The sequence below is a fragment of the Streptomyces sp. NPDC088733 genome, from assembly GCF_044751185.1.
Lineage (GTDB): Bacteria > Actinomycetota > Actinomycetes > Streptomycetales > Streptomycetaceae > Actinacidiphila.
The window spans coordinates 93,933-120,382 of sequence record NZ_JBIVLH010000013.1; the positions used below are offsets into that span (position 1 = coordinate 93,933).

Genomic DNA, 26,450 nt, shown 5'->3' on the forward strand with positions numbered 1-26,450 from the left:
CACGCGACTCGTCCGCCCCGCTCCAGAGGACACGGTCTAAGCTACTGTCGGTAGCTTGAGGGGACGGAGACCATGGTGACCAGGCGTCGGATGTCGCACGACGAACGACGCCTCCAGTTGCTCGACACGGCGGCGGCGATGGCCGGCACGGAGGGGGCGGGCGCTCTGACGCTCGCCCGAGTGGCCGAGCGGGCCGGCGTCACGAAGCCCGTCGTCTACGAGCACTTCGAGACACGCACCGGCCTGCTCACGGCGCTCTACCACCGTATGGACGACCTCCAGGTCCAGTCCGCCCGCGCGGCACTCGACGCACGAGCGGACAGTCTGGAGGAAGCGGTCGCGGTCCTCGCCGAGGCGTACGTCGACTGCGCGCTCAATGCGGGCAGGGAGTTCGGCACCGTCACGGCCGCCCTCGGCTCCATCGCGGGGACCGAGACCCTGCTCCGCACGGCGCGCGAGCGCTACGCGGCCATCGTCCTCGACGCCTTCGAGCGCTTCGGGCCCGCCGGGGAGGACGACAGCCGTCCGGTCATGCTGGGCGTGGTCGGCGCCTGCGAAGTCCTCGCCCGCGAGGTCGCCGACGGGCGCCTGGACCGCGCATCGGCGATCCGGGCGATCAGCCGCATCATGCTGGGCACGTCGGCCGGCCCTCCGCCGCGACCGCGCTCCGCCTGACCGGCTCCGACAGGAACTCGGTCAGGAGCCCGTGTGCGGCGCGGCGAGCGGGCCGGTCATCACGGAGACGCCGAACTGCCGCAGCCGGTCGACGGCCCGGCCCGCGTCGATCAGGCCCTCCGCCGTGACAAGCCCCGCGGGCGGCGGCGTCCCGCCGTCCAGTCCCAGCACGCGCTCGACGCCGATCACCGCGCCGGCCGCGGTGAGATGGGCCTGCCCCCGCGGGTCGCTCACGACCGTCCGCCGGGCCAGTGGCAGACCCTGCCGGTCCAGCCCCCACAGGTCGGCATAGATCTCGTGCGAGGCCGGCAGACCGGCCAGGGTCCCCAGCGAGTCACCGGTGCCGATGTCGAAACGCACGTGAGCGGCGCCGGTGGCGGCCGCGACCGCGGGAACGTCCAGCACACCCATCGGCTGCGCCGCGAACGGCGGCGGATCTCCCCTGTCGACCGTACGGACGCCCTCGCCCTCGGCGAGATGCCGCCACCGGCCGTCGCTGCGGACCAGGGCCCTCGCGAAGAACGTTCCGCTGTCGTCGGCCGACATCTGCCCGGCGGAGTCCGCCGGGTCGAACAGGCCGGCGAGCTCCACCCGTTCGACGCGCTGGAACTCGCGCGCCGTCGTCAGCGCCGCGAAGGTCGCGGCACCGGCCTGCCAGTGGCCCATGACGACGGCGGCGCGCTGCGCGAGATCAGCCGCAATGATCGCGGTCGGGCCGAGCTTGTCCACCTTGCGGACGATGCCGATGTGCGCGGAGCCCGCCCGCAGCGAGGCCCGCAGCAGAGCGTCGTCCGGGTCCTGCACCGCGGCCACCACCAGGTCGACCGGCCCCAGGGCGGCGAGTCCGGCCTCCGCGTCGACCGTGTCGGTGTGCGCGAGGCGTGCGCCGTACTCCTCGGCCAGCGCCGCACCCGCCTCGGGCCGGCGGCCGCCGATCACCACGTCCAGGTCGCCCCATGCGGTCCGAAGCAGCCGCACGACCCATTGGCCGACGACTCCGTAGCCGCCCACCACGAGTACCCGCTTCACGCGTCGGCTCCGGAGCCGAGGAACACAGAGATCATCAGTCCACTCCCAGAAGACGTACAACCTACCTTTCGTAACCTACCACTAGTAAGTTACACCCTTCGTCTCCGGGCAGGTCGGTTGCAGGTGACGTGGCCGTGCGCCCGGCCGTGTGGTGGCCGGGTGAGGACGCGGCGGTGCGCCGCGGGATCGAGGTCCGTGAGGAGGCGGCGTCCTACGCCTCCGCGGCCGGTTCGGACGCGTAACGGTCGCGCAGCTCCCGCTTGAGGATCTTGCCGCTGGCGTTGCGCGGCAGCCCGTCCACGAGCACCACGCGCTTGGGGGTCGTGAAGCCGGCGAGCCGTTCCCGGGCGAAGGCGATCAGCTCCTGCTCGGTGACGACCACCTGCTCGCGCACGACGACAAAGGCGGTGATCGCCTCGATCCACCGCTCGTCCGGGAGCCCGACGACCGCCACCTCGGCCACCGCCGGGTGGCCGTACAGCGCGTCCTCCACCTGCCGTGACGCCACCACCACTCCACCGGAGTTGATGACGTCCTTCACCCGGTCCACGACGGTGAAGAAGCCCTCCGCGTCACGCACCACCAGGTCACCGGAGTGGAACCAGCCGTCCCGGAAGGCCTCCGCGGTCTCCTCGGGCTTGTCCCAGTAGCCCTCGCACAACTGCGGGGAACGGTAGACGACCTCGCCGGGGGTCCCGTCGGGAACCTCCTTGCCCGACTCGTCCACGACCTTCGCCTCCACGAACAGCACCGGCCGGCCGCAGGAGTCCATGCGGCCCTCGTGCTCGTCCGGTCCGAGCACGGTGGCCAGCGGCCCGATCTCGCTCTGCCCGAAGCAGTTGTAGACGGCCAGTCCGGGCAGCCGTCCGCGCAGCCGCTCCAGCACGGGGACGGGCATGATCGACGCTCCGTAGTACGCCTTGCGCAGCGCGCCCAGGTCGCGGGTGGCGAAATGCGGGTGGTTGGCGAGCGCGATCCACACCGTGGGCGGCGCAAAGAGGCTGTCCACCCGGCCGGCCTCCACCTCGCCGAAGACCGTGACAGGGTCGGGGGCCGCGACAATGGTGTTCTCCGCGCCGACCGCCAGGTAGGGCAGCAGGAAGACGTGCATCTGCGCCGAGTGGTACAGCGGCAGCGAGTGCAGCGGCCGGTCGGTCTCCTTCAGGTCCAGCGCGACCATGGCGCTGACGTATTCGTGCACAAGGGCGCGATGCGTCATCATCGCGCCCTTGGGGAGGGCCGTGGTGCCCGAGGTGTAGAGCAACTGGACGAGGTCCTCACCGCGGGGCGGCGTCAGGTCGTCCGCGGGTTCCGCGGCCGCCAGCCGGGCGAGCAGGCTCTCCTCGGTGTCGCGCAGCGCCAAGGTGCGCACGCCCGCCGGCAGCCGCCCGGCGAGCGCCGGGTCGGCGAGGACGAGGGCGCTGCCGGACTGCTCGACGAGATAGCGCAGTTCCTCGCCCTCAAGGTGGTGGTTGACGGGGACGTGCACCAGCCCGGCCCGCGCGCAGCCGAGGAAGGCGACGAGGTAGGCGTCCGAGTTGTGGCCGTAGGCGGCGACGCGGTCACCCGGCCGCAGTCCCTCGGAGAGGAGCACGGCCGCGGCCGCGGAGACCGCGTCGTCCAGTTCGCGGTACGTCCAGGCGCGGTCGGCGAAGCGCACCGCCGTCCGCTCGGGCACGCGGCGCGCGCTGCGCCGCAGGACTCCGTCGACCGTGTTGCCGTGCGTCGTCGCCACCATGGCGTCAGCGTGGCATTCGCGCGAGGCTCCTGGCGAGATCCTCGACATGGTCGTGCCAGGCGTCGAGGGCAGCCGGGCGCCGGCCGGCGGCCTCGGCCGAGCCGGTGTGGGTGAGGATCAGCCGTGCCCCGTGGCCGGTGCCCTCGGTCAGCTCCCAGCGCACTGTGCCGCCGTGCCGGCCGTCCTGGTCCCAGGCGTACGCCAGCAGGACGGGAGGCCGCACCTCGGCCACCGGGCCCGCGCGGAACTCCCCGGTCGCGAAGCCGCTCGGCACGGTGCCGCCGGCCTCGGGGGCGGCGGCCTCGCCGAGCAGGGTCCGCCAGACCGTCGCGGCGGGCTGGGTGAGTTGCCGTTCGAAGCGCACCCGCCAGCCCTCCCCGTCGCCGGAGGCGGTTCCCCTGTCCAGGCCGAACTCGCCGACGAAGTGCTCGTGCGCGGCGTTGATGTCGCCGGGCGGGGGCGCGGGGCGGCCGTCCAGCGCGGGGTCGATGCCCGCGATGCAGGTGTTCCAGCCGGAGGCGAAGCTCGCCGCGCCCGGGCGGTCGGCGAAGGTGTGGGTGAGGGTGAGCACGGACCCGGTGGCCGCGGGTTCCACCTCCCAGCGCAGCAGGTCGCCGCCCCAGGTGTAGGCGAGCACGCGGGGCGGGTCGACCTCGGTGACCTCGCCGTCGAGAGCGGGCATCTCGCCGTGCCGGAAGACGAAACGCACCTTGCCGCCGGGCCGCAGCTCAAGCTCGACGTCGGAGGGGAACCAGTGCGCGAGATGCCCGGGTTCGGTCAGGGCCCGCCAGACCTTCTCCGGCGGGTGGGCGAGCCTGCGCACCAGGCGCAGGGCGGTGCGGCCGTCCGGAGCGGTGGTCAGGGTCTCGGTGGGCTCACCGGTCATCGGGGTTCCTCCGTCTCGTCCGGCATGGCGTCCAAGTGCCGCTCCAGTGCGTCGAGTCCGTCCCCCCACAACCTGCGGTAGGGGGTGAGCCAGGCGTCGACCTCGCGCAGCGGCTCGGGACGCAGTTCGTACCACCGGCGCTGGGCCTCGGCGCGCACCCGCACCAGGCCGGCCTCGCGCAGCACCCTCAGGTGCTTGGAGGTGCCGGGCTGGCTCAGCCCCAGCCGCTCGGTGAGTTCGCCGACCAGCCGTGGGCGCTCCAGCAGCAGGTCCAGGATCCGCCGCCGGGTGGGTTCCGCGAGCACGTCAAAGGGAATGGACACGTCTCGAACATACACCTACAGCTATATACGCGCAACGGCATGTAGGGCTCACGGGCAAACCTCCCGTCGGATGCACAGGGGAGGGCGCGCAGCGCGCGAGGACGACCGCACGCGCTCTGGTGGTGACGTGATGTGAACGGAAGAATGTCGCGCGTGACGATCACCACCGCCGAGGCGGACAAGGTACTGGCCGACAACTTCGCTCCCTGGGTACGGGATCTGGGCCTGACGGTCGAGGAGACCGGTGAACGCCACGCGATCCTGCGGCTGCCGTGGTCCGACCGGCTGGCCCGCGAGGGCGGCGCCCTGTCCGGCCAGGCCCTGATGGCGGCCGCCGACACCGCGACCGTGATCGCCGTGTCCGCCGCGCGAGGCGGTTTCGGCCCCATGACGACCGTTCAGCAGTCCACGACCTTTCAGCGCGCCGTCACGGGCACGGACGTCCTCGTCACCGCCCGCGTCACCAAGCTGGGCCGGCGCCTGGGCTTCATCGACGTCGAGATGACGCCGGAGGGCGCGGAGGAGCCCGCGGCCCACGCGACCACCGTGTACGCCTTCCCCGGCTGACCCGCCGACGGTCCGGACGCGGGGCGGTTCTTCACCCGTCCTCGCCGTGCGGAGCCGCGATTTCGCCCGCGCGCGGCGTGGTGCACGGGCACCGTGCCCTGCACGGGAAACGATTGACCTCCCATCAGACATCAGATGAACGGCGTTCAGCTGGGGTGACGATGAGCCGACGTTGGGGCCGGGCACGCCCGGCGATCACCGTGGTCCTGGCGCTGGGCACGCTCCTGGCGGGCACGGGCGGCGCGGTCGCGAAGACCGGCAAGGGCGTGCGCTACGCGGCACGCACGGCGCTCGCGCCGGGCGTGGACTACCGGAGGTTCGACTACGCGGGCTCCCACGGCACGGCCCACGGCCACCTGCTGACGGTGGACCTGCGCCGCCGGGACCTCTCCGTCGACCTGCTCTACCCGGGTACCGTCACGGGCCGCGGCACGGTGTCCCGGCTGGCCAACACGGCGCATGCCGTGGGCGGGATCAACGCGGACTTCTTCCACATGAGCGAGACCCAGCACCGAGGCGTCCCGGCGACGGGCGCCCCCGTCGGCCCGGCGATCGCGCACGGCCGGCAGCTCAAGGCGGCAGTGCCGTCGAGTCAGCGCTTCGGCCCCTCGCTGCCCCCCGGCACCTCCACCGAGAACGTCCTCGGCATCGGCTCCGACCGCAGGGCACGCCTCGACCGGCTCCGTCTCACGGGCACGGTGCGCTCCGGCCGGAGCACCGTCGCGCTGCGCGGCTTCAACCAGTACGCGCTGCCGCAGAACGGCGTGGGCGCGTACACCGCCGACTGGGGCTCCGCCTCCCGGCGCCGCGCGGTCTGCGGCAGCGACCTCCGCCGCGCCGATCCGTGCGGAAGACCCACGTACGAAGTGACCGTCCGCAACGGCCGGGTCGTCAAGACGAGCGGCTCCGCGGGCCGCGGCCGCATTCCCCCGGGGACGGTCGTCCTGCTCGGCCGCGAGGGCGGCGCGCGCTTCCTGCGCACGCTCGCGCCCGGCCGTCCGGTGGTCGTGCAGAGTCGGCTGCTGCCCGTCTCCCAGCGCGGCGACCTGCGCTTCGCCGTCGGGGGCTACCCGATCCTGCGCGACCGCACCCCGCTGGCGGGCCTGGAGAACGGCACCGCGGCGACCCGCACCGCCGCGGGCTTCGGCGACGGCGGGCAGACCCTGTACCTGATGGCCCTGGACGGCAACGCCGAGAGCGGCGCGGGGCTGACGGTACGTGAACTGGCCGGCCTGATGTACGCGCTGGGTTGCGACTCCGCCGTCAACCTCGACGGCGGCGGCTCCTCCACCCTGGTCACCCGCGCCCCCGGCGCCCCCCGCGTCACCGTCCGCAACCACCCCACGGGTGGCGTCGAACGCGCGGTCGCCAACGGCATCGGCGTGTTCAGGACCCACGGCGGCGGAGAAGGCAAGTGAAGCGGAGCCTCAGTCCCCCATGCCGGGGGCACCCCACAGGGGGAACCAGCGGGTGAGGTCCTCCTCGACGCGGAGGTCGTTCTTCAGGAGGCCGGCCACCTGCAACTCCAGCGCGTTGTCGCGCTTCTGCTCGCCGGGCCGGACGGCCAGCGGATAGAACGTGCCGCGCTTGTAGAGGTAGACCAGCGCGAGCGAGCGGCCGGAGTCGTCGCGGAAGCCGGCCAGGGAGCAGAGCAGTTGCGGCCCGAAGCCATGGCTTTCCAGGGCTGAGTTGACGGCGTGCAGATCGCCCACCAGGGTCGGCATGTCGTCCGCGGGATGGCGTGCCACGAGCCAGGTGTAGCCGTACGCGTCCCGGGTGGATTCCACGGGGACGCCGCCCTGTCCGGTGTCGAGGTCCAGCAGTGCGCGGACGTCCTGCTGGACCTCCGCGAAGGCGCCGCCCTCGACGGCGGCGAAGCACACCGAGCCGACCCCGGTGGGCCGGAACCCGGCGCCGGCCTCCAGGGTCACGGCGGCCGAGGGCAGCCCGAAGAGCTGGTCCAGGTCGGGCTTGACGGGCTTGCTGCGGCCGAGGAGCGCGTCGAACAGCCCCATCAGCGCCGCCCGAGTTCGGCGGAGATCCGGCCCAGCTGCGCGAGGCGCTGTTCCAGGGTGGGGTGCGTGGACAGCAGCTGCGCCAGGCTCTGCCCGCCCGCGAACGCGGGGGCGAAGTAGAAGGCGTTGAACGGCTCGGCCTTGCGCAGGTCCTCCGTCGGGATCCGCGCCATCTGGCCGGTGACCTTGGTGAGCGCGGACGCGAGCGAGGAGGGGCGCCCGGTGAGCATCGCGGCGGAGCGGTCGGCGGACAGCTCGCGGTAGCGCGACAGCATCCTGGTGAGGAGGAAGCTGACCGCGTACACAATGGCGCTGACCAGCGGTATCAGGATGACGACGATGGTGGTGCCGGGGTCGCGGCTGTTGCGGCCGAGACCGCCCCACAGCCCGATGCGGGTGATCATGCCGGCGAGTACCCCCAGGAACGAGGCGATGGTCATCACCGCGACGTCGCGGTGGGCCACGTGGGAGAGCTCGTGGGCGATGACGCCCTCCAGCTCGTCGGGCTCCAGGCGGCGCAGCAGGCCGGTGGTGGCGCACACCAGGGCGGCCTTCTCGTTGCGTCCGGTGGCGAAGGCGTTGGGCACGTCGCTCTGGGCGATCGCGACCCGCGGTTTGGGCATGTCGGCCAGGGCGCAGATGCGGTCCACGACGCCGTGCAGCTCGGGTGCCTGCTCGGGGGTCACCTCACGGGCGCCCATGCTGAAGGCGGCGATCCGGTCGCTGAACCAGAACTGGGCGATGAACAGGCCGCCTGCGACGATCAGGATCAGCGGCCAGGCGCCGCGCAGCAGGGCCAGGAGCGCGCCGACGAAGACCACGTAGAGCAGCCCGATCATGAACATGGTGACCACCATGCGTGTGGTCAGCCCCTTGTCGGGGGCGAAACGGGTCCTGTCCATGGCCCCTCCCGTGTTCTCGGGCCGCCGGCCGCGGCGTCGTGCTCCGCTTCGATTGTGCCTCCGCAGAGGCACGAACGGCGGGGTCGCGACGGCGCGGCCGGAGTACGGGATCAGCGTGCCGCGTCGAGCGTCAGCTTGCCGTAAGTACGCCGGGCCCGCAGGTCCTCGTGTGCCCGGGCGGCCTCGGAGAGCGGGTAGACGCCGCCTTCTTGCGGCCGCAGCCGGCCCTCGGCGGTCATCGCCATCAGCTCCGCCATGGGCTCGCGGTACATGCCGGGGCGGCCGACGCAGTGCATCAGCCAGAAGCCGACGACCGCGCGCGACCGGCCCATGAGCTGGGCGGCCTGCACGGGCGTGGGCGGGACCCGGGAGGCGAGGCCGTAGGTGACCATGCGGCCGAAGGGCGCCAGCGCGGCGAGGGAGGCGTCGAAGACGGGGCCGCCGGTCATCTCCAGGACGATGTCGACCTTCTTGCCGCCGTTGGCCTCGGTCAGTCGCTCCTTGAGGCCCTCGGGGCTGCCGTCCAGGGCGACGTCGGCGCCGAGTTCGAGGGCCAGGTCGCGCTTCTCCTTGGACGAGGCGGTGGCGATGACCCGGCCCGCGCCGAACTCCTTGGCGAGCTGGACGGCGAGCGAGCCGGTGCCGCCCGCGGCCGCGTGCACGACGACGGACTCGCCCTCGGCGATCCGGGCGGAGGTGCGCAGCAGGTGCCAGGCGGTGAGCCCCTGGACGACCAGGGCGAGCGCCTGCGTGTCGGTGACGCCGTCGGGGATGTCGTGGGCGAGGTACTCCTCGACGACGGCCTTCTCGGCGTAGCCGCCGTTGTCGGTGAGGGCGACCACGCGGCGGCCGTCGGGGGTGCGGCCGGCGACCTCGCCTCCGGGGACCAGCGGGAGGACGGCCTTGGAGAGGTAGGAGTTCTCGACCATGTGGGTGTCGGCGTAGTTGACGCCCGCCGAGCCGACCTCGACCAGGAGCTGTCCGGGTCCGGGCACGGGGTCGGGCAGCTCCACCTGCCGCAGCACCTCCGGCCCGCCGAACTCGGTGATCTGGATCGCGCGCACCGCGACTCCCTCCGCTTGCGTACGTACGTCGTGTCGTCCGGGGTCACGATATCCCGTAACACCGACCAGTCGGTATGTCCGACGGCGGGGCCGCGGGGACACGCCGCGCGGCCGTGCCGGAGCCGCGCCGCCGCAGGCTGTCCGCGCGGTTGTCCACAGGCGGCCGGCAGGTGTCTTGACGCGCAGGTCGGATGATGGATTACTGGTCCCGCCAGAGGCTACCGAACGATCGGTTGGGAAGGGTGGGGGCCATGGACACCGTGGGCGAGGGGTTCCGCGACGCGGCCGAACGGATGACCCGGCAGGAGCTGGAGGCCGTGCAACTGCGGCGTCTGCAGGGCACCCTGCGGCACGCGTACGACAACGTGGCGTTCTACCGGTCGTCGTTCGACAAGGCCGGCGTCCGCCCCGAGGACTGCCGGACCCTGGCGGACCTGGACCGCTTCCCCTTCACCACGAAGGCCGACCTGCGCGACCAGTACCCGTACGGCATGTTCGCGGTCCCGGAGTCGCGCATCCGCCGCATCCACGCGTCCAGCGGCACCACCGGCCTGCCGACCGTCGTCGGGTACACCGAGCGCGACCTGGAGACCTGGTCCGACGTGGTGGCCCGGTCCCTGCGGGCCGCCGGCGCCCGGCCGGGCGACAAGGTCCACATCGCCTACGGGTACGGCCTGTTCACCGGCGGCCTCGGGGCGCACTACGGGGCGGAGCGGCTCGGGTGCACCGTCGTCCCGGCCTCCGGCGGCATGACCGCGCGGCAGGTGCGGCTCATCCAGGACCTGCGCCCCGAGATCATCATGGTGACGCCGTCCTACATGCTCACCCTGCTCGACGAGTTCGAGCGCCAGGGCGTCGACCCGCGCTCCACCTCGCTGCGCGTCGGCGTCTTCGGCGCCGAGCCGTGGACGGAGGCGATGCGCGAGGAGATCGAGGAGCGCGCCGGGATCGACGCCGTGGACATCTACGGCCTGTCGGAGGTGATCGGCCCCGGCGTGGCGCAGGAGTGCGTGGAGACCAAGGACGGCCTGCACATCTGGGAGGACCACTTCCTCCCGGAGATCGTGGACCCCGTCACCGACGAGGTCATGCCCGCCGGCGGCAGCGGCGAACTGGTCTTCACCTCGCTCACCAAGGAGGCCATGCCGATCATCCGCTACCGCACCCGCGACCTCACCCGGCTGCTGCCGGGTACGGCCCGGCCCGCCTTCCGGCGGATGGAGAGGATCACCGGGCGCTGCGACGACATGATCATCCTGCGCGGTGTCAACCTCTTCCCCACCCAGGTCGAGGAGATCGTGCTGCGCACGGAAGGAGTCGCGCCGCACTTCCAGTTGCGTCTGACGCGCACCGGACGGCTCGACGAACTCACCGTGCGCGCCGAGGCCCGCCCCGATGCCGGCGCGCAGGCGCGCGCGGCGGCGGCCGAGGCCATCGGGCGCGGCGTGAAGGAGGCCGTCGGCGTCACGGTGGCCGTGGAGATCACCGATCCCGAGACCTTGGAGCGGTCCGTCGGGAAGATACGCCGCGTCGTGGACGAGCGCCCGAGGTAGCTCGCGGCACGACGCAGGTGGGTCATCGCCGCCCATGTCATCGGCACGGCCGCTGAGCAGTACGGGTCCCGGCCACGTATGGTCGGGCACAGGTACGGCCGGGGCAGGGCGAGGGGGGCGCCTCACGGCGACGCGGGCGACCGCGCCAACCGGAAGGGCGATGACCATGCTGCGGCGCGTCCCACTGCGTCAGATCCTCGCCGTGGCACCGCTGCTGCTGGTCGCCGCCGTCGTGCTGCACCAGTGGCCGACCGTCGACGCCGGCACCGACCGGCTGGGCTCCGCGGACGGCGAGTGGCTGCTCGCCGCCGGTGCGGCGACCCTGCTGGCCTGGGTCTGCTCGGCCGCCGCGCAGCAGGGCGCCGTGCTCGAACAGCTCCCGGCGGGACGGCTGCTGGCCACGCAGTTCGCGGCCTCGGCGGTCAACCACATTCTGCCGGCCGGTGTCGGCGGCAACGCGGTCAACCTGCGGTTCCTGCTGCGCTGCGGCCTGTCCCCCAGCCGCTGCGCGGCGGCGCTCGCGGTACGGGCGATGGCGGCCTGCGTGGTGCGGGTGGCGTTGCTCGCGGTGTTGCTGGCGGTCTTCCCGCATGCGCTCGACCTGCACCGGGTGGCCCCGCCCCAGGCGCACCGCGGGCTCGCCCTGGCGGCCGGGGCCGCACTGTTCGCCGCGCTCGTGGTCCTGCTGTCGGTCCGCCCGATCCGGCGCCCGGTCACCTCCTTCCTCGGCACGGTCGTCTCCGACGTACGCGCCGTGCACGGCAGTTCCTCGCGCGCGGCGGCACTGTGGACCGGCTCCCTGGCCTTCCCCGTAATGCACGCGGCGGTGCTCGTCGCGGTCGTCCGGGCCCTGCACGCGCCGGTACCGGCCGGGCACGTCGCCCTGGCGTACCTGGCGGGGAGCGCGGCCGCCGCGCTGCTGCCGACGCCGGGCGGACTCGGCTCGCTGGACGTCGCGCTGGCCCTGGCACTGGTCACGGCCGGGGCGACCGGAGTGGCGGCGACCTCCGCGGTGCTCGCGTACCGGATCGTCACCGTATGGTTGCCGTTGCTCCCCGGTGTTCTGGTGCTCGCGGCCCTGGTCCGCCGCCGGGTGCTGTGATCCGTTCCCGGAAGGAAGACCAGTGCGTGTCCTGTACGGCCTGCTCGGTGCGCTGATCGTCGGGGGGACGTTCTCCTCCGTCCTGCGCACGCTGGTCATCCCCCGGCCGACAAGATCCGGCTTCACCCGGAGCGTGCACGCCATGGTGCACTTCCCCTTCCAGTTCGTCGCCGACCGCTGCCGCACGCCGGAGAACAAGGACCGCGTGCTCGCCCCGGTGGCGGCGGTGTCCATCCTGTTCAACCTGATCAGCTGGCTGGTCGCGTTCTGGCTCGGGTACGCGTTGCTGCAGGCGGCGGTGAGCGACCTCGGCGCCTTGGACGCGCTGCGGGAGGCCGGCTCCTCGCTGTTCACGCTCGGCTTCGCCAGCAGCCGCCATGTCGACCTGACCGTCATCGACTTCTGCGCCGCCGCGACCGGTCCGATCACCATCGGTCTGCAGATCGGTTACCTGCCGACGCTGTACGCCGCGTACTCCCGCCGCGAGGCCGAGGTGACCCTGCTGCAGGCCCGGGCGGGCAGCCCGCCGTGGGGGCCGGAGATCTTGGCGCGCTACGCCCAGATCGGTGTGACCGACAGCCTGGCCGACATGTTCCGCAACTGGGAGCGGTGGGCGGCCGAGGTGAGCGAGAGCCACACCAGTTACATAGTGCTGAGCCGCTTCCGCTCGCCGCAGTCCAACCGCAACTGGCTGGTCGCCCTCCTCGCGGTGATGGACGCCGCCGCCATGCAGCTCGCCCTGAACCCCGGCCGCCCGCAGGCCGAGGCACGGCTGGCCCTGCGGGCGGGTTTCGTGTGCCTGCGCGACATCGCCGACATCTGGCGGATCCCGTACGAACAGGACCCCTCCCCGGATGCGACGATCCGGCTCACGTACGAGGACTTCGCGGCGGCCGTCGCGCACGCCGCCGCGAACGGCTATCCGCTGGAGCGCACCCCGGAGGAGGCCTGGCCGCACTTCCGCGGCTGGCGGGTGAACTACGAGGACCTCGCCTACCGCTTCGCGCATCTCCTCGACGCGGTCCCGGCGCCCTGGTCCGGTCCGCGCCGCACTCTGGAGGAGACGGTGATGCCGATCACTCCGGTCGACCGCAGGCCGGCCGGCCCTCCGGGTGCCGTGAAGTAGTCGCTACGTGGACAGGGCGACGTCGGTCGACTTCACCAGAGCGACGACCTCGGAGCCCTCGGCGAGCCGGAGTTCGTCGAGGGCCTCGCGGGTGATCACGGCGGTGAGTTCGCGGCCCCCGGCGAACGCCAGCCGCACCGTCGCCATCGCCTGACCCTCCGTCACCGCGGTCACGGTGCCGGGGACGCGGTTGCGGATCGTCAGGCCGCCGGGGAGCGGTGGTGTGGCGAGGGAGATCTCGGTGGCCTTGATCAGGACGGTCACCCCGCCGCCGGGGATGATGCCGAGTTCACGGACGGCCTCGGCGGTCACGGCTGCGGTGAAGGCCGGGCCGCCGCCGTCGAGGTGGACGGTGACCACGGCCATGACCTCGCCGGTGACCACCGACTCGGCCTTCCCGGCGATCTGGTTGCGGATGCTCAGAGCCATGTGCCGCACCGTAAGCCCGCCCGGCGCCCGCCGCGGGGAACGACCCGCGCGCACGCCCCGGGCGGCGGTGTGCCGGGGGCGCACGCCCCGGGCGGCGGTGTGCCGGGGGCGCGCGCCCGGTCCGGAGTCGCCGTCGCGCTACACCGCGGGAACGGGTTGCGGCGGCACGGGGCCGACGTAGCGCGCGGCCGGACGGATGATCTTGCTGTCCTCCGCCTGTTCCAGGATGTTCGCCGACCAGCCGACGACGCGGGCGCAGGCGAAGGTGGGGGTGAACATCTCCCGCGGCAGCCCGCACAGTTCCATGACGACGCCCGCGTAGAACTCGACATTGGTGTGCAGCTCGCGGCCCGGCTTGAGCTCGGCGAGGATCGCCTCCACGCGGGCCTCGACCTGGAGCGCGAAGTCGACCAGCGGGCCGCCGAAGTCGCGGGCGATCTCCTTGAGCATGCGGGAGCGGGGGTCCTCCGTGCGGTAGACGGGGTGGCCGAAGCCCATGATGCGGTCGCCGGCCAGGACGCGTTCGCGGATCCAGGGGTCGATGCGGTCGGGAATGCCGATCGCGTCGAGCGTGTCCAGGGCACGGCTCGGCGCGCCGCCGTGCAGCGGGCCGGACAGCGCGCCCACGGCACCGACGAGGCACGCGGCGAGGTCGGCCCCGGTGGAGGCGATGACGCGGCCGGTGAAGGTGGACGCGTTGAACCCGTGGTCGACGGTGGAGATCAGGTACCGCTCGATCGCCCGTGCGCGGACCGGGTCGGGCTCCTCCCCGGTGAGCATGTGGAGGTAGTTGGCCGCGAAGGGCAGGTCGTCGCGGGGCTCGACCGGTTCCAGGCCCTGCCCGAGCCGGTACAGGGCGGTGAGCAGGGTCGGCACGGCGGCGCTCGCAATGAGGGCGTCGGCCAGGCGCCGTTCGGCGTCGATGTCGTACAGCGGGCGGAATCCCGCGGCGGCGCCCAGCAGTGAGAGCGCGGTGCGCAGCCCGGCGAGGGGCCCGCTGAGCGCGCCGGAGCGGGCGATGGCGGGCAGCGCGTCCCGGATGTCGCGTGGCAGCCGGCGCAGCGGCGCGACGCGGGCGGTGAAGGCGGCCCGTCCGGCGGCGTCGGGGAGCGTGCCCAGCAGCATCAGGTGCCAGACGTCCTCGAAGGTGCGGCCGCGGGCGAGTTCGACGGCCGAGTACTGCCGGTAGTGGTAGAAGCCCTCGGTGCCGCGGACGTCCCCGAGCGCGGTCTCGGTGACGACGACGCCCTTGAGTCCGCGGGGTACGCGGGGCACGTCGGGGGTGACGGGCATGACGGTCACGGTGGTGTCCTCCTTCGAACGTGACTCGACCATCTGTCATTGATTCAATGCACGTCAATATTGATTGAATCAATATGTGATGGGATGGAGTCATGACGACCGAGGAACGGCTCACCACCCGGCAGGCCGCCGAACGGCTCGGCGTGAAGCCCGAGACGGTGTACGCCTACGTCAGCCGCGGCCTGCTCGGCAGCCGCCGCGCACCGGACGGACGGGGCAGCACCTTCGACGCCCGGGAGGTCGACGCACTGGTCCGCCGCACCCGGCGCCCCGCACAGCAGCCGTCGGGCGACGACGCCGGGAACGGCATCGGCGTGGTGCGCACCGGCATCACGCTCATCGACGGCGACCGCTGCTACTACCGCGGCGTCGACGCCACCGCGCTCGCCGACCGCCACCGCTTCGAGGAGACGGCGGACTGGCTGTGGACGGGGGTGATGACCCCGGGCACGCGCTTCACCGCGCCGGCCGAGGCCTTGGCCGCCGCCCGCGCGGCGGTGGCCGCGCTGCCCGCGCACAGCGGAACGGCGGACCGGCTGCGGGTGGCCGCGATCGCCATGGCGGCCGCCGACCCGCTGCGGTTCGACCTCGCCCCCGAGGCGGTGGTCGGCGTGGGGCGCACGCTGATCCCCGTCCTGATCGACGCGCTTCCCGCGGCCGGGCAGGAGCATCGCGGCGAGGGACGGGCGGCGTGGCGGCTGTGGTCACGGCTGACCGCGCGACCTGCCGACGAGGCGTCACTCCGGGTGCTGGACGCGGCCCTCGTCCTGCTGATCGACCACGACCTGGCCGCCTCGACCCTCGCCGCGCGCGTCGCGGCCTCCGCCCGCGCGCACCCGTACGCCGTGGTCTCCGCCGGCCTCGGCGCGCTCGACGGCCCGCTGCACGGCGCCGCGAGCGGGCTGGCGCACCGCATGCTCGCGGAGGTGCTGGAGCGGGGCAGCGCGGCCGCCGTCGTCGCCGACCACCTGCGCGCCGGGCGGGGCGTCCCGGGGCTGGGCCACCGTCTCTACCCGCGCGAGGACCCGCGCGCGGTCATGCTCTTCCGCCTGCTCCAGGCGGTTCCCCACGCCGCCCCGGCTCTCGGCGCTGCCCGCGAGGTCGTCGCCACCGCGTCCCGCGACACGCCGCTGCACGCCAACGTCGACCTCGCCCTGGCCGTGCTCTCCCTCTCTTGCGGCATGCCGCCCGAGGCCGGCGAGACCGTGTTCTCGGTGGCCCGCACGGCCGGCTGGATCGCCCACGCCCTGGAGGAGTACGAGGAACCCCCCCTGCGCATGCGCCCCAGCGGCCACTACGTGGGCCCCCGGCCGCCGCGGCCGGTGCCGTAGCGGGTGACGTCCCGATGGCGGGAAGGGCCGGGCGCGTCCCTAGAAGCGCACCTCCACCCCCAGCGCGTCGCCGGAGGGCGGGGCGAGCTCCACCGAGCCCGCCCGTCCGGCCGCGCCGACCTCGTCGGCGACGAGCGCGAAGCGGGCCAGGGCGGCGGACGGTCCGGTCACGACGAGCCCCGCGACGTCGGCGCGCATCGACAGCCGGGCCTCGGACTTGGCCCGGCGGACGGCGGTGACAGCCGCACGCGCGGTGTCCAGGACGAGGGGGTCGCCGTCCGCGGCCGCCGCGTCGAGGGCGTCCGCGTCGGGCCAGGGGGCCCGGTGGACGGAGCCCTCCTGCCACCAGGACCAGACCTCCTCGGTGACGAAGGGCAGGAAGGGCGCGAAGAGCCGGAGCTGGACGGAGAGTGCCAGGTCGAGGGTGGCGAGCGCGGAGGCGTCACCCGCGTAGGCGCGGGCCTTGACGAGTTCGACGTAGTCGTCGCAGAAGTCCCAGAAGAAGGTCTCGGCGCATTCCAGGGCCCGGGCGTGGTCGAACTCCTCCATGGCGTCCGTCACCGCGCGGACGGTGTCGGCGAGCGCGGCCAGCAGAGCGCGGTCCAGCGGCGCGGTGACGGCGTCCGTGCCGCCGCCGGTGCTGTCAGCGGTACCGGAGCCGTCCGTCCCCGAAGTGAGCACGAACCGGCCGACGTTGAGGATCTTGATCGCCAGGCGGCGGCCGATCTTCATCTGGCCGGTGTCGAAGGCGGTGTCCGTGCCGGGGCGGGCGCTGGCCGCCCAGTAGCGGACGGCGTCGGAGCCGTACTGCTCCAGCAGGTCTCCCGGGGTGATCGCCTTGCCGCGGGACTTGGACATCTTCTTGCGGTCCGGGTCCAGGATCCATCCGGAGATCGCGGCGTGCCGCCACGGCAGGGTGCCGTGCTCGGTGTGGGCGCGCAGGACCGTGGCGAACAGCCAGGTGCGGATGATCTCGTGGGCCTGGGGGCGCAGGTCCATCGGGAAGACCTTGTTGAACAGCTCGTCGTCCGTCCCCCACCCCGCGGCGATCTGCGGGGTGAGCGAGGAGGTCGCCCAGGTGTCCATGACATCGGGGTCGCCGGCGAAGCCTCCGGGCATGCCGCGCTGTTCCTCGCGGTAGCCGGCGGGGACGTCGGTGCCGGGGTCGACGGGCAGTGCCGACTCGTCGGGGACGAGGGGCTTGTCGTGGACCGGCTCGCCCGCCGCGTCCAGCGGGTACCAGACGGGGACCGGGACGCCGAACCAGCGCTGGCGGCTGATCAGCCAGTCGCCGTTGAGGCCCTCGACCCAGCTCTCGTACCGGACGCGCATGTGCTCCGGGTGCCAGCTCAGTTCACGGCCGCGCTCCAGCAGGGCGGCCCGCACGGCCTCGTCGCGGCCGCCGTTGCGCAGGTACCACTGGCGGGTCGTGACGATCTCCAGCGGGCGGTCGCCCTTCTCGTAGAACTTGACGGCGTGGACGACCGGTTCGGGCTCGCCCTCCAGGTCGCCGCTCTCCCTCAGCAGTTCCAGCAGCCGTTCCCGTGCGGCGAAGGCGCCGGCACCGGCAAGTCCCGCGTACGCCGTGCGGGCCCGGCCCGAGTCCAGGCCGGGCGGGGGGTCCGGCAGGAAGCGCCCGTTGCGGCCGAGGACCGGGCGGGTGGGCAGCCGCAGTTCGCGCCACCAGGTGACGTCCGTGGTGTCGCCGAAGGTGCAGATCATGGCGATGCCGGTGCCCTTGTCCGGGTCGGCGAGCCGGTGGGCGTGGACGGGGACCTCGACGCCGAGGACGGGGGTGCGGACGGTCGTGCCGATCAGCTCGCGGTAGCGCGGGTCGTCGGGGTGGGCGACGAGCGCGACGCAGGCCGGCAGCAGTTCCGGCCGGGTGGTGGCGACGACGACCCGGCCGCCGTCCGGCCGGTGGAAGGCCAGCCGGTGGTAGGCGCCGGGCCGTTCGCGGTCCTCCAGTTCCGCCTGGGCGACCGCGGTGCGGAAGGTGGTGTCCCAGAGCGTGGGCGCCTCCGCGCTGTAGGCCTCGCCGCGGGCGAGGTTGCGCAGGAAGGCGCGCTGGGACGCGGCGCGTGCGCGGTCGCCGACGGTCCGGTAGGTGAGCGTCCAGTCGACGGACAGGCCGAGCCCGCGCCACAGTTCCTCGAAGGTCTGCTCGTCCTCGGCGGTGAGGCGTTCGCACAGTTCGATGAAGTTCCGCCGGGAGACCGGGATCCGGCCCGCGCCGGGCCGTTCCTGCGGGGTGAAGCCGGGGTCGTACGGGAGCGAGGGGTCGCAGGCGACGCCGTAGACGTTCTGGACGCGGCGCTCGGTGGGCAGGCCGTTGTCGTCCCACCCCATGGGGTAGAAGACCGTCTGCCCGCGCATGCGCCGGTAGCGCGCGACGGTGTCGGTGTGGGTGTACGAGAAGACATGACCGATGTGCAGGGTGCCGCTGGCCGTGGGCGGCGGGGTGTCGATGGAGAAGATCTCCTCGCGGGGCCGCGACCGGTCGAAGCGGTGTACGCCCGTCTCGTCCCAGCGCCGCGACCAGGTCGCTTCGAGCCCATCGAGAGAGGGCCGGGCAGGGACGTCGTGATGCCGACGGGGCGAGTGCGTCATGCCCGCTCATCGTAGGGACGTCCCTCCGCCGTGCCGAACGATTATTGGGACCGTGCGAGCGGGTCCCGTCCGTTGACGCGGGCTCAGCGCGCGGCGGAGTTCTGGCGGGTCGGGCCGCGTCGCCGCGCCTGGTCGGGGGACATTTGGCCACGACCAGGGACTCCGTGCGCCCTGTGCGCCGCGCGCGGCGGCCGCGCCAGTAGGCTCGGAACGTGAGCGACAAAGGGCCCTTCGAACGGGGCACCGACGGCCCGAAGGTGATCGTGGCCGGGGTGGACGGGAGCGAGTCGTCGTGGCGGGCGGCCGCGTACGCGGCCGGGCTGGCCCGGCGGCAGGGGTCGCTGCTGGCGATCGTCTACGTCCAGCCGGTCCTGGCCACGGGCGCGGCGTTCGGCGCGCCGGTCGCGGAGGCCACCGCCGGGATCGCCGAGGAGCTCAAGGCGGAGATAGAGAAGGCCGTGCAGAGGCTGCGCGGGGTCTTCGCCGTGCGGTGGGAGTTCCACACCTTCCAGGGGGACGCCTTCAGCGGTCTGTCCAAGGCGGCGGACGACCTCAAGGCCGACGCGGTCGTGGTCGGCGCCTCCGAGAAGGCGGGTCACCGGATCATCGGGTCGGTGGCGGTGCGCCTGGTCAAGGCCGGCCGCTGGCCGGTGACGGTCGTTCCCTGAGCTTCGCCCTTCCCGCTCGCGTCCGCCGCACGCCCCATGGGTTCGCCCGTGGTGACGGATGCCGTACGCACCGCCACCGGCGCGCGCCGGCGCGGGCCGCTGCACCTGCCGGGCCCGTGCGCGCGGCGGGGGCGGGCGCGTCGTACGGAATAGCGGCCTCACCGCTTCGGTTAGGGTCAGTGGGTTCCGACGGACGGTGCCCCGGAAGCAGGTAAGGGAAGCATGGCCACTGTTGAGCTGACCAAGGACAACTTCGACGAGGTCGTCTCCGCCAACGACTTCGTGCTGATCGACTTCTGGGCGTCCTGGTGCGGCCCGTGCCGGATGTTCGCCCCGGTCTACGAGGCCGCGGCGAAGGAGAACACCGACCTGGTCTTCGGCAAGGTCGACACGGAGGCCCAGCAGGAGCTGGCCGCCGCGTTCCAGATCCAGTCGATCCCGACCCTGATGATCATCCGCGACAAGGTGGCGGTCTTCGCCCAGCCGGGCGCACTGCCCGCCCCGGCTCTCGAGGACCTGATCAAGCAGGCCCGCGCGCTGGACATGGACGAGGTCCGCAAGTCCATCGCCGAGGGTGAATCCGCCCCGAAGTCCTGACACCTGACTGAATGTCAGCCATGGTCGCCCCACAGCGGGCGCGCCATGGCCGTGCAGCCGTGATCCCTTGGGCCGGCGACCGCTCCCCGCGGCCGCCGGCCCGGCCACGCTGTCGCGTTGTCCGTGCCCCGTGGGAACGTGGCCGGTTCTCGCCCCCGTCTTCCCGGGGGAAGAGCCCTCCGGCCACGGAAAACCGGGATCGGCCCCGTCAGGCGGGGCCCACCGTACCGATCACCGAGAGTGACCACGCGTGACCGCGCGGGCCGCCCGGGTGACCGGGACCGGTGGGGCCCGCTTCCTGCGGGCCGTCGCCGCGATCCCGAGCACACCGCTGTGACCTGCACGTATACCCGCTCCGGATGCGCGGACCGGGGGTGCGGTCCACCCTTGTTGATGACCGGGACACGGGAACGCCCACTGGCGCGGGCGAACCTTACGTATCTCGGACGTTCGACGGGGCGCTCTTGAGCGGTGTGCGCCGAACGGCTTAGGTGGTACGGACACGCGGTAGACGCGTGGTACACACCACCACCTTCGACGGGAGGTACAGGCCATGCCCGCCACCAGTCACCACCTGGGGACTTCCGAACCGATCACCGAAACGACGGCGGAGGACCACATCCAGGGCATCTGTTTCAAGACCGGCCCGCCTCGCCACATAGGCGTGGAACTGGAATGGTTCCTTCACGACCCCCTCGATCCGGCCCGACCGGTCGACCCCGCTCGGCTCACCACCGCAGTGGACGGACTGCGGACCCTCTTCCTCCGTTCCCGGCTCACCACCGAGCCAGGCGGACAGCTGGAGCTCAGCTCGCTGCCCGCCACCTCGCTGACCGCGTGCGTGAACGCCGCGGCCGCGGATCTCGACTCCGTACGCCACCGGCTCCGCCAGGACGGCCTGGCCCTGGCCGGGCACGGCCACGACCCGTGGCGGCGGCCGCGCCGGCTGCTCGACGAGCCCCGGTACGCGGCCATGGAGGCCTACTTCGACCGCACCGGGCCCGCCGGCCGGTCCATGATGTGCTCCACCGCCTCGGTGCAGGTCTGCCTGGACTCGGGCACGGCGGAACCCGGGCCCTTCGGGCTCGGCAGACGCTGGCTGCTGTCGCATCTGCTGGGCGCCGTCCTGGTCGCCGCCTTCGCCAATTCGCCGCTCAGCGGCGGCCGTCCCACCGGGTGGAAGTCCACGCGGCAGGCGGTCTGGGGAGCGATCGACCCGGGCCGCACCCTGGCGCCCGCGCCGGGGCCCGACCCGCGGGCGGCGTGGACCGCGTACGCCCTCGACGCACCGGTGCTGTGCATCCGCGGCGACGAGGGGCCGTGGACGGTGCCGGAGGATCTCACCTTCCGGCAGTGGATCCGCAGCGGCGCGTACCGGCCGCCCACGACCGCGGACCTCGACTACCACCTCTCCACGCTGTTCCCGCCCGTGCGGCCGCGCGGCTACCTGGAACTGCGCATGATCGACGCGCAGTCCGGCCGGGACGGCTGGATCGTGCCGCTGGCCGTCGCGACGGCGCTCTTCGACGACGCCGCCGCCTCCGAGATCGCCTATCGCGCGGTCAAGCCGCTCGCCGACGCGGCCGGTCCCGGTCCCGCGCCGCGCAACCCGCTGTGGCAGCGCGCCGCCCGCCACGCGCTGGCCGACCCCGAACTCCACGCCACCGCCGTCACCTGCTTCGCCGCGGCCCGCGAGGCCCTGCCCCGGCTCGGGGCGAGCGACGCCGTGCAGGCCGTGGTGGCCGACTTCACCGAGCGTTTCGTCCTGCGCGGCCGATGTCCCGCCGACGATCTGCTCGACGCCTTCCGACGCAAGGAGTACCAGTCGTGACCGCACCCGCTCTCGACACCGAGGCGCTGCGACGCCGGGCGATCGACGCGCTCGTCACCGCCCGTGAGCGCACCCGCGGGCTGACCACCTGCGTCGACGAGCACGAGCTCACCGCGCAGCACTCCCCCCTGATGTCGCCGCTGGTGTGGGACCTTGCGCACATCGGCAACCAGGAGGAGCAGTGGCTGCTGCGCAACGTCGGCGGCCGTGAGGCGCTGCGCCCCGACATCGACCCCATCTACGACGCCTTCGAGCACCCGCGATCCGAACGGCCCACTCTGCCGCTGCTGCCGCCCGCGGAGGCGCACGCGTACGCCTCGGACGTACGCGGCCGGGTCCTGGAGATCCTGGAGCGCGCGCCGCTGCACGGCAGCCGGCTGACCGACGCGGCGTTCGTTTTCGGCATGATCGCCCAGCACGAGCAGCAGCACGACGAGACGATGCTCATCACCCACCAGCTGCGGCGCGGGCCCGTCGCGCTGACCTCTCCCCCGCCGGCCCCGGCGCCCGCGGACGCGGCGCTGCTGCCCGCGGAAGTCCTCGTCCCCGGCGGCCCCTTCACGATGGGCACCTCCGCCGAGCCCTGGGCGCTGGACAACGAGCGCCCCGCGCACACCCGGGACGTGCCGCCGTTCTTCATCGACACGGTGCCGGTGAGCAACGGCGCCTACACCGCCTTCATCGAGGACGGCGGCTACGACGACGAGCGCTGGTGGACCCCGGCCGGCTGGGCGCACGTACGCGAGCACGGCCTGTCCGCGCCGCTGTTCTGGCGCCGCGAGGGCGGGGTGTGGCTGCGCCGCCGCTTCGGGGCGACCGAGCCGGTGCCGGCCGCGGAGCCCGTGCTGCACGTGTGCTGGTACGAGGCGGACGCCTACGCCCGCTGGGCCGGACGCCGGCTGCCGACGGAGACCGAGTGGGAGAAGGCCGCCCGGCACGACCCCGCGACCGGCCGCTCGCGCCGCTACCCGTGGGGCGACGCGGATCCGTCGCCGGAACACGCCAACCTGGGCCAGCGCCACCTCCAGCCCGCCCCCGTGGGCAGCTACCCGGCCGGTGCCTCGCCGCTCGGCGTGCGGCAGATGATCGGCGACGTGTGGGAGTGGACGGCCAGCGACTTCCTGCCGTACCCGGGCTTCGCGCCGTTCCCGTACAAGGAGTACTCGGAGGTCTTCTTCGGCTCCGACCACAAGGTGCTGCGCGGCGGTTCGTTCGCCGTCGACAAGGTCGCCGTCCGGGGCACGTTCCGCAACTGGGACTACCCGATCCGCCGGCAGATCTTCTCGGGCTTCCGCACGGCCCGCGACGCGCGTCCGGAGACGGCATGACGGCCCCCGTCGAAGGGGCGGCCCGCTGATGTGCCGCCATCTCGCCTACATCGGGCCGCCGGTGGCGCTGCGGGACATCGTGATCGACCCCCCGCACTCGCTGTACCGGCAGTCGTGGGCGCCGCGCCGGCAGAAGTACGGCACCGTCAACGCCGACGGCTTCGGCCTCGGCTGGTACGCGCCGGACGACCCGGTCCCGGCGCGCTACCGGCGGTCCGGGCCGATCTGGGACGACCCGTCCTTCGCCGACGTGTGCCGGGTGACGCGCTCCGGCGCGCTGCTCGGCGCGGTCCGCGACATCACGGAGGGGTCGGCCGCCGACGAGTCCGCCGCCGCCCCGTACACGGCGGGCCCCTGGCTGTTCAGCCACAACGGCGCCCTGCGCGGCTGGCCGCAGTCGGTGGCCGAGGCCGCCCGGTCGCTGCCGGCCGAGGAGTTGCTGACCCTGGAGGCGCGCTGCGACTCGGCGCTGGCCTGGGCCCTCACCCTGCACCAGTTGAAGGCCGGCGCGCCCCCCGACGAGGCCCTGGCCGGAACCGTCGGCCGGCTCGCCGCCCTGACCCCCGAATCCCGGCTGAATTTCCTTCTCAGCGACGGCCGTTCCATCGCCGCCACCGCCTGGGGCGACACCCTCTGGTATCTGGCGGAACCCGGCCGCAGCGTCGTCGTGGCCTCAGAACCGTACGACGACAGTCCCCGCTGGACCGAGGTCCCCGACCGCCATCTGCTGTACGGCGATCCCACCGAGGTCCTGCTGATCCCGCTCAAGGAGCCGCACCTGTGAGCCCCTTCACTCTCACTCGCACCCTGCCCGCGGACGCCACGGCCGCAGCCCTGCGCTCCGACGTGGCCTACGGACTGAACCGCAGCCCCAAGCAGCTCCCGCCCAAGTGGTTCTACGACGCCCACGGCAGCGAGCTGTTCGAGCAGATCACCCAGCTGCCGGAGTACTACCCGACCCGTGCCGAACGGGAGATCCTGACCGCCAGAGCGGCCGAGATCGCCCGGGCGACCGGGGCCCGCACCCTGGTCGAGCTGGGTTCCGGCTCGTCGGAGAAGACCCGCCTGCTCATCGGCGCCCTGGGCACACCCCTGACCTACGTGCCCGTCGACGTCAGCGAGTCGGCGCTCCGCGGCGCCGGGGAGGCCCTGCTCGCCGACCATCCCGGCCTGAGCGTGCACGCCCTGGTCGCCGACTTCCAGCACGGCCTCGCGTTGCCGGAGTCCCCCGGGCCGCGCCTGGTGGCGTTCCTCGGCGGCACCATCGGCAACCTCCTGCCCGACGAGCGCGGCCGCTTCCTCGGCTCCGTCCGTGCCCTGCTCTCGCGCGGCGACGCGCTGCTGCTCGGCACGGACCTGGTCAAGGACGAGGCGACCCTCGTGGCCGCCTACGACGACGCCCAGGGCGTCACGGCGGCGTTCAACAAGAACGTGCTGTCGGTCGTCGACCGGGAGCTCGGCGCCGACTTCGACGTGGCCGACTTCGAGCACGTGGCGCTCTGGGACCGCGAGAACGAGTGGATCGAGATGCGGTTGCGGGCCCGCGGGAACGTCACCGTCAAGGTCCCGGCGCTCGACCTGACGGTCGACTTCGCGCGCGGCGAGGAGATGCGCACCGAGGTCTCCGCCAAGTTCCGCGAGGAAGGCGTACGCGCCGAACTCGCCGCCGCGGGTCTCGCCCTCCAGCACTGGTGGACCGACCCCGAGTCGCGCTTCGCCCTCTCCCTGGCCTTCCCGGCCTGATCCCCGCGACCCAAGGCGGCGGTCCGATGCCCCGAGCACCGGGCCGCCGCCTCGCGCATGCCCGCCCTCCGGGCAAGCGCAGCACTCAACAACCATGCGGCGAGGGGGAAGCGCGCTCGCCTGACCCACGCGTCGGCACCGGAGTTTGGAGCGCGGTGACACAAAGCCGGTGGGGTGAGTTATTCCCGGACGCAGCCTTCTTCAAGGCTGCCGTCGCGGAGGGGCTACTGCATCGGGAGTACCGCGACCTCAAGGGACCAGCGTCCGCTGCAGATGGAGGCAACAGGCCGAACTCCCGGCCCGTGCGGTTGGGTCAGCAGCGACGGGTACATCTCGCCCTGGAACGATCGCGAACTGGTCCTCGGCCTCGCATACCTGACCCACCACTCGTCGCCACGTCCGGTCCTCACGGCCAAGGGCGCCACTCCACACCAGAAGTGGCGGTTCACCCCGTAGGACACACCCGGACCTCGCGTACAGCCCTTCGCCGTGCGGGGAGGGTCAGTCGTCCGGCGACTGCAGCCGACTCGTCGAGCGGTCGGAGGCGGCTGCGGCATGATCGAGGCCAGCCGATTACCTGGGGGCCGACGTGGCATGGTCTGAACACCTGGTGGTTCGAGACGGCGTCCGGCTTGCCTGCCGGGACTGGGGCGGGCCGGGACAGCCCATCGTGCTGCTGCACGGCCTGGCCGGCCACGCGGGTGAATGGGACGTGCTGGCCGAGAATTTGAGCTCCCGGTATCGAGTCGTCGCGGTGGACCAGCGCGGGCACGGCGCCAGCGAGCGCCACCCCCGGGACGTCTCCCGCGCCGCCTACGTCGCCGACGTCATCGCCGTCGTCGATCAGCTGGTGCTGCATCAGCCTGTCCTGGTCGGCCAGTCGCTGGGCGGGCACACGGCCATGCTCACCGCCGCCGCTCATCCCGGGCTCGTCCGCGCACTCGTGCTCGTCGAGGCCGGCTCCGGCGGCCCGAACCCGGACGGCCCTGCGGACATCGGTGGATGGCTCGACTCATGGCCGACACCGTTCCCCTCACGCGAAGCGGCAGCCGCGTTCCTCGGCGGCGGACCGGTCGGCGCAGGCTGGGCCGCCGGGCTGGAAGAACGCGAGGGCGGATGGTGGCCTCGCTTCGACCGGGACGTGATGGTCCGCTCGCTCGCGGAGAACGCCCGGCGTTCCTTCCGGCACGAGTGGGGGCAAGTCGCGTGCCCCACCCTGGCCGTCCTGGCCCAATCCAGCTTCATCCCCGTGCAAGAAGCCGACGAGATGTTCCGGCAGCGACCCGCCACCATGGCCATGAGCATCCCCGGCACCGGCCACGACCTGCACCTGGAACAGCCCGAGATCCTGCTCACCGCGCTCTCGGACTTCATCAAGGGCCTCGCCTGAAACTCCTGCGCGGTCACAAGACAACCCACAGTTGGGTTTGTTCATGAGAACGGGTTCTGGCTCAGCTTCCGTGCAGCGACCACTCTGAGTGACGTCCGGGCGTCTCTGGGACGGCTTCGGAAGTCGCCCGAAAATCGGCCGCCACGAGGGTGGTTGGGCTGAAAGTCCCGGCCGTGGAAGAGGTCGTGCTCCGGCTGAAGGAGCTGTTGTTCCCGGCGGTCGCGGACATCGAGGTGCTGTC

At 73.1% G+C, this 26,450-nt stretch carries 24 protein-coding genes; 14 read left to right on the forward strand and 10 right to left on the reverse strand.

From position 1 onward, the window contains the following. Positions 1–72 precede the first annotated feature (72 nt). Positions 73–675 carry a TetR/AcrR family transcriptional regulator gene (locus ACIP64_RS24165; RefSeq protein WP_401590354.1) on the forward strand — a complete coding sequence of 201 codons (603 nt, stop codon included), beginning with the start codon at positions 73–75 and terminating at the stop codon, positions 673–675. A gap of 21 nt (positions 676–696) precedes the next feature. On the opposite strand, the gene ACIP64_RS24170 is transcribed toward ACIP64_RS24165, so the two are convergent. The 4 genes from ACIP64_RS24170 to ACIP64_RS24185 form a co-directional block, all read right to left on the reverse strand. Continuing rightward, the gene (locus tag ACIP64_RS24170) at positions 697–1,704 is read right to left on the reverse strand and encodes a hypothetical protein (RefSeq protein ID WP_401590357.1); all 1,008 of its coding nucleotides are present in this window, start codon (positions 1,702–1,704) and stop codon (positions 697–699) included. A gap of 211 nt (positions 1,705–1,915) precedes the next feature. Next, positions 1,916–3,442, reverse strand: coding sequence for a fatty acyl-CoA synthetase (locus ACIP64_RS24175; protein WP_401590359.1), 1,527 nt, complete (start codon positions 3,440–3,442; stop codon positions 1,916–1,918). A 4-nt stretch (positions 3,443–3,446) separates the two neighbouring features. Continuing rightward, on the reverse strand, positions 3,447–4,328 hold the full coding sequence (locus ACIP64_RS24180; protein ID WP_401590362.1) for an SRPBCC family protein: 882 nt from the start codon (positions 4,326–4,328) through the stop codon (positions 3,447–3,449). After that, positions 4,325–4,651, reverse strand: a complete 327-nt coding sequence (locus ACIP64_RS24185) for a metalloregulator ArsR/SmtB family transcription factor (protein ID WP_360899945.1) — start codon at positions 4,649–4,651, stop codon at positions 4,325–4,327. Before ACIP64_RS24185 ends, ACIP64_RS24180 begins: the two co-directional genes overlap by 4 nt. Before the next feature lie 153 nt (positions 4,652–4,804). On the opposite strand from ACIP64_RS24185, the gene ACIP64_RS24190 reads away from it, so the two are divergent. Together ACIP64_RS24190 and ACIP64_RS24195 are read left to right on the forward strand one after the other, a co-directional pair. After that, on the forward strand, positions 4,805–5,218 hold the full coding sequence (locus ACIP64_RS24190) for a PaaI family thioesterase (RefSeq protein ID WP_401590365.1): 414 nt from the start codon (positions 4,805–4,807) through the stop codon (positions 5,216–5,218). A gap of 161 nt (positions 5,219–5,379) precedes the next feature. Next, positions 5,380–6,636, forward strand: coding sequence for a phosphodiester glycosidase family protein (locus tag ACIP64_RS24195; RefSeq protein WP_401590367.1), 1,257 nt, complete (start codon positions 5,380–5,382; stop codon positions 6,634–6,636). A 9-nt stretch (positions 6,637–6,645) separates the two neighbouring features. Here ACIP64_RS24195 and ACIP64_RS24200 read toward each other — a convergent pair whose 3' ends face one another. From ACIP64_RS24200 to ACIP64_RS24210, 3 genes are all read right to left on the reverse strand, one after another. Then, positions 6,646–7,233 carry a hypothetical protein gene (locus ACIP64_RS24200; protein WP_360899936.1) on the reverse strand — a complete coding sequence of 196 codons (588 nt, stop codon included), beginning with the start codon at positions 7,231–7,233 and terminating at the stop codon, positions 6,646–6,648. Next, a complete protein-coding gene (gene htpX, locus ACIP64_RS24205; RefSeq protein ID WP_401590370.1) occupies positions 7,233–8,135 on the reverse strand; it encodes a zinc metalloprotease HtpX in 903 nt (300 codons plus the stop codon). Before htpX ends, ACIP64_RS24200 begins: the two co-directional genes overlap by 1 nt. Before the next feature lie 110 nt (positions 8,136–8,245). Further along, the gene (locus ACIP64_RS24210) at positions 8,246–9,199 is read right to left on the reverse strand and encodes a zinc-binding alcohol dehydrogenase family protein (protein WP_401590373.1); all 954 of its coding nucleotides are present in this window, start codon (positions 9,197–9,199) and stop codon (positions 8,246–8,248) included. 251 nt (positions 9,200–9,450) lie between these two features. On the opposite strand from ACIP64_RS24210, the gene paaK reads away from it, so the two are divergent. The 3 genes from paaK to ACIP64_RS24225 all read left to right on the forward strand — a co-directional run bounded on the left by paaK (position 9,451) and on the right by ACIP64_RS24225 (position 12,980). Beyond that, on the forward strand, positions 9,451–10,752 hold the full coding sequence (paaK, locus tag ACIP64_RS24215; RefSeq protein WP_401590375.1) for a phenylacetate--CoA ligase PaaK: 1,302 nt from the start codon (positions 9,451–9,453) through the stop codon (positions 10,750–10,752). Positions 10,753–10,912: 160 nt separating this feature from the next. Further along, positions 10,913–11,854, forward strand: coding sequence for a lysylphosphatidylglycerol synthase domain-containing protein (locus ACIP64_RS24220; RefSeq protein ID WP_401590378.1), 942 nt, complete (start codon positions 10,913–10,915; stop codon positions 11,852–11,854). Positions 11,855–11,876: 22 nt separating this feature from the next. Then, complete coding sequence (locus ACIP64_RS24225) at positions 11,877–12,980, forward strand: hypothetical protein (RefSeq protein WP_401590381.1); 1,104 nt, start codon at positions 11,877–11,879, stop codon at positions 12,978–12,980. Between the two features lie 3 nt (positions 12,981–12,983). On the opposite strand, the gene ACIP64_RS24230 is transcribed toward ACIP64_RS24225, so the two are convergent. Together ACIP64_RS24230 and ACIP64_RS24235 are read right to left on the reverse strand one after the other, a co-directional pair. Continuing rightward, on the reverse strand, positions 12,984–13,409 hold the full coding sequence (locus ACIP64_RS24230; protein WP_401590383.1) for a molybdopterin-binding protein: 426 nt from the start codon (positions 13,407–13,409) through the stop codon (positions 12,984–12,986). Between the two features lie 138 nt (positions 13,410–13,547). Continuing rightward, positions 13,548–14,702 carry a citrate synthase gene (locus ACIP64_RS24235; protein WP_401590625.1) on the reverse strand — a complete coding sequence of 385 codons (1,155 nt, stop codon included), beginning with the start codon at positions 14,700–14,702 and terminating at the stop codon, positions 13,548–13,550. Positions 14,703–14,803: 101 nt separating this feature from the next. Here ACIP64_RS24235 and ACIP64_RS24240 point away from each other — a divergent pair, with 101 nt between their 5' ends. Further along, positions 14,804–16,042 (forward strand): citrate synthase, encoded by a 1,239-nt coding sequence (locus ACIP64_RS24240; protein ID WP_401590386.1) that lies wholly within the window; start codon positions 14,804–14,806, stop codon positions 16,040–16,042. A gap of 39 nt (positions 16,043–16,081) precedes the next feature. Here ACIP64_RS24240 and valS read toward each other — a convergent pair whose 3' ends face one another. After that, positions 16,082–18,652, reverse strand: coding sequence for a valine--tRNA ligase (gene valS, locus ACIP64_RS24245; protein WP_401590388.1), 2,571 nt, complete (start codon positions 18,650–18,652; stop codon positions 16,082–16,084). Positions 18,653–18,864: 212 nt separating this feature from the next. Here valS and ACIP64_RS24250 point away from each other — a divergent pair, with 212 nt between their 5' ends. The 7 genes from ACIP64_RS24250 (at position 18,865) to ACIP64_RS24280 (ending at position 26,209) form a co-directional block, all read left to right on the forward strand. Beyond that, positions 18,865–19,320 (forward strand): universal stress protein, encoded by a 456-nt coding sequence (locus tag ACIP64_RS24250; protein WP_401590391.1) that lies wholly within the window; start codon positions 18,865–18,867, stop codon positions 19,318–19,320. 222 nt (positions 19,321–19,542) lie between these two features. Next, positions 19,543–19,917 (forward strand): thioredoxin, encoded by a 375-nt coding sequence (trxA, locus tag ACIP64_RS24255; RefSeq protein ID WP_319658086.1) that lies wholly within the window; start codon positions 19,543–19,545, stop codon positions 19,915–19,917. A 553-nt stretch (positions 19,918–20,470) separates the two neighbouring features. Beyond that, positions 20,471–21,748 carry an ergothioneine biosynthesis glutamate--cysteine ligase EgtA gene (egtA, locus tag ACIP64_RS24260; RefSeq protein ID WP_401590394.1) on the forward strand — a complete coding sequence of 426 codons (1,278 nt, stop codon included), beginning with the start codon at positions 20,471–20,473 and terminating at the stop codon, positions 21,746–21,748. After that, positions 21,745–23,076: an ergothioneine biosynthesis protein EgtB gene (gene egtB, locus ACIP64_RS24265; protein ID WP_401590397.1), complete on the forward strand. Its 1,332-nt coding sequence runs from the start codon at positions 21,745–21,747 to the stop codon at positions 23,074–23,076. The genes egtA and egtB overlap by 4 nt, the downstream gene beginning before the upstream one ends. 28 nt (positions 23,077–23,104) lie before the next feature. After that, a complete protein-coding gene (gene egtC / locus ACIP64_RS24270; RefSeq protein ID WP_401590400.1) occupies positions 23,105–23,860 on the forward strand; it encodes an ergothioneine biosynthesis protein EgtC in 756 nt (251 codons plus the stop codon). After that, positions 23,857–24,819, forward strand: coding sequence for an L-histidine N(alpha)-methyltransferase (egtD, locus tag ACIP64_RS24275; protein WP_401590402.1), 963 nt, complete (start codon positions 23,857–23,859; stop codon positions 24,817–24,819). The genes egtC and egtD overlap by 4 nt, the downstream gene beginning before the upstream one ends. Before the next feature lie 589 nt (positions 24,820–25,408). Then, positions 25,409–26,209 carry an alpha/beta fold hydrolase gene (locus ACIP64_RS24280; protein ID WP_401590405.1) on the forward strand — a complete coding sequence of 267 codons (801 nt, stop codon included), beginning with the start codon at positions 25,409–25,411 and terminating at the stop codon, positions 26,207–26,209. Positions 26,210–26,450: the final 241 nt, after the last annotated feature.

Bases quoted from the DNA above. Each gene is read 5' to 3' on its own strand.
- ACIP64_RS24200 (WP_360899936.1), bottom strand. From the start codon at position 7,233: ATGGGGCTGTTCGACGCGCTCCTCGGCCGCAGCAAGCCCGTCAAGCCC.
- egtC (WP_401590400.1), top strand. From the start codon at position 23,105: ATGTGCCGCCATCTCGCCTACATCGGGCCGCCGGTGGCGCTGCGGGAC.
- htpX (WP_401590370.1), bottom strand. From the start codon at position 8,135: ATGGACAGGACCCGTTTCGCCCCCGACAAGGGGCTGACCACACGCATG.
- ACIP64_RS24175 (WP_401590359.1), bottom strand. From the start codon at position 3,442: ATGGTGGCGACGACGCACGGCAACACGGTCGACGGAGTCCTGCGGCGC.
- ACIP64_RS24235 (WP_401590625.1), bottom strand. From the start codon at position 14,702: ATGCCCGTCACCCCCGACGTGCCCCGCGTACCCCGCGGACTCAAGGGC.
- egtA (WP_401590394.1), top strand. From the start codon at position 20,471: ATGCCCGCCACCAGTCACCACCTGGGGACTTCCGAACCGATCACCGAA.
- ACIP64_RS24220 (WP_401590378.1), top strand. From the start codon at position 10,913: ATGACCATGCTGCGGCGCGTCCCACTGCGTCAGATCCTCGCCGTGGCA.
- ACIP64_RS24165 (WP_401590354.1), top strand. From the start codon at position 73: ATGGTGACCAGGCGTCGGATGTCGCACGACGAACGACGCCTCCAGTTG.
- paaK (WP_401590375.1), top strand. From the start codon at position 9,451: ATGGACACCGTGGGCGAGGGGTTCCGCGACGCGGCCGAACGGATGACC.
- ACIP64_RS24230 (WP_401590383.1), bottom strand. From the start codon at position 13,409: ATGGCTCTGAGCATCCGCAACCAGATCGCCGGGAAGGCCGAGTCGGTG.
- ACIP64_RS24195 (WP_401590367.1), top strand. From the start codon at position 5,380: ATGAGCCGACGTTGGGGCCGGGCACGCCCGGCGATCACCGTGGTCCTG.
- ACIP64_RS24180 (WP_401590362.1), bottom strand. From the start codon at position 4,328: ATGACCGGTGAGCCCACCGAGACCCTGACCACCGCTCCGGACGGCCGC.
- valS (WP_401590388.1), bottom strand. From the start codon at position 18,652: ATGACGCACTCGCCCCGTCGGCATCACGACGTCCCTGCCCGGCCCTCT.
- trxA (WP_319658086.1), top strand. From the start codon at position 19,543: ATGGCCACTGTTGAGCTGACCAAGGACAACTTCGACGAGGTCGTCTCC.
- ACIP64_RS24240 (WP_401590386.1), top strand. From the start codon at position 14,804: ATGACGACCGAGGAACGGCTCACCACCCGGCAGGCCGCCGAACGGCTC.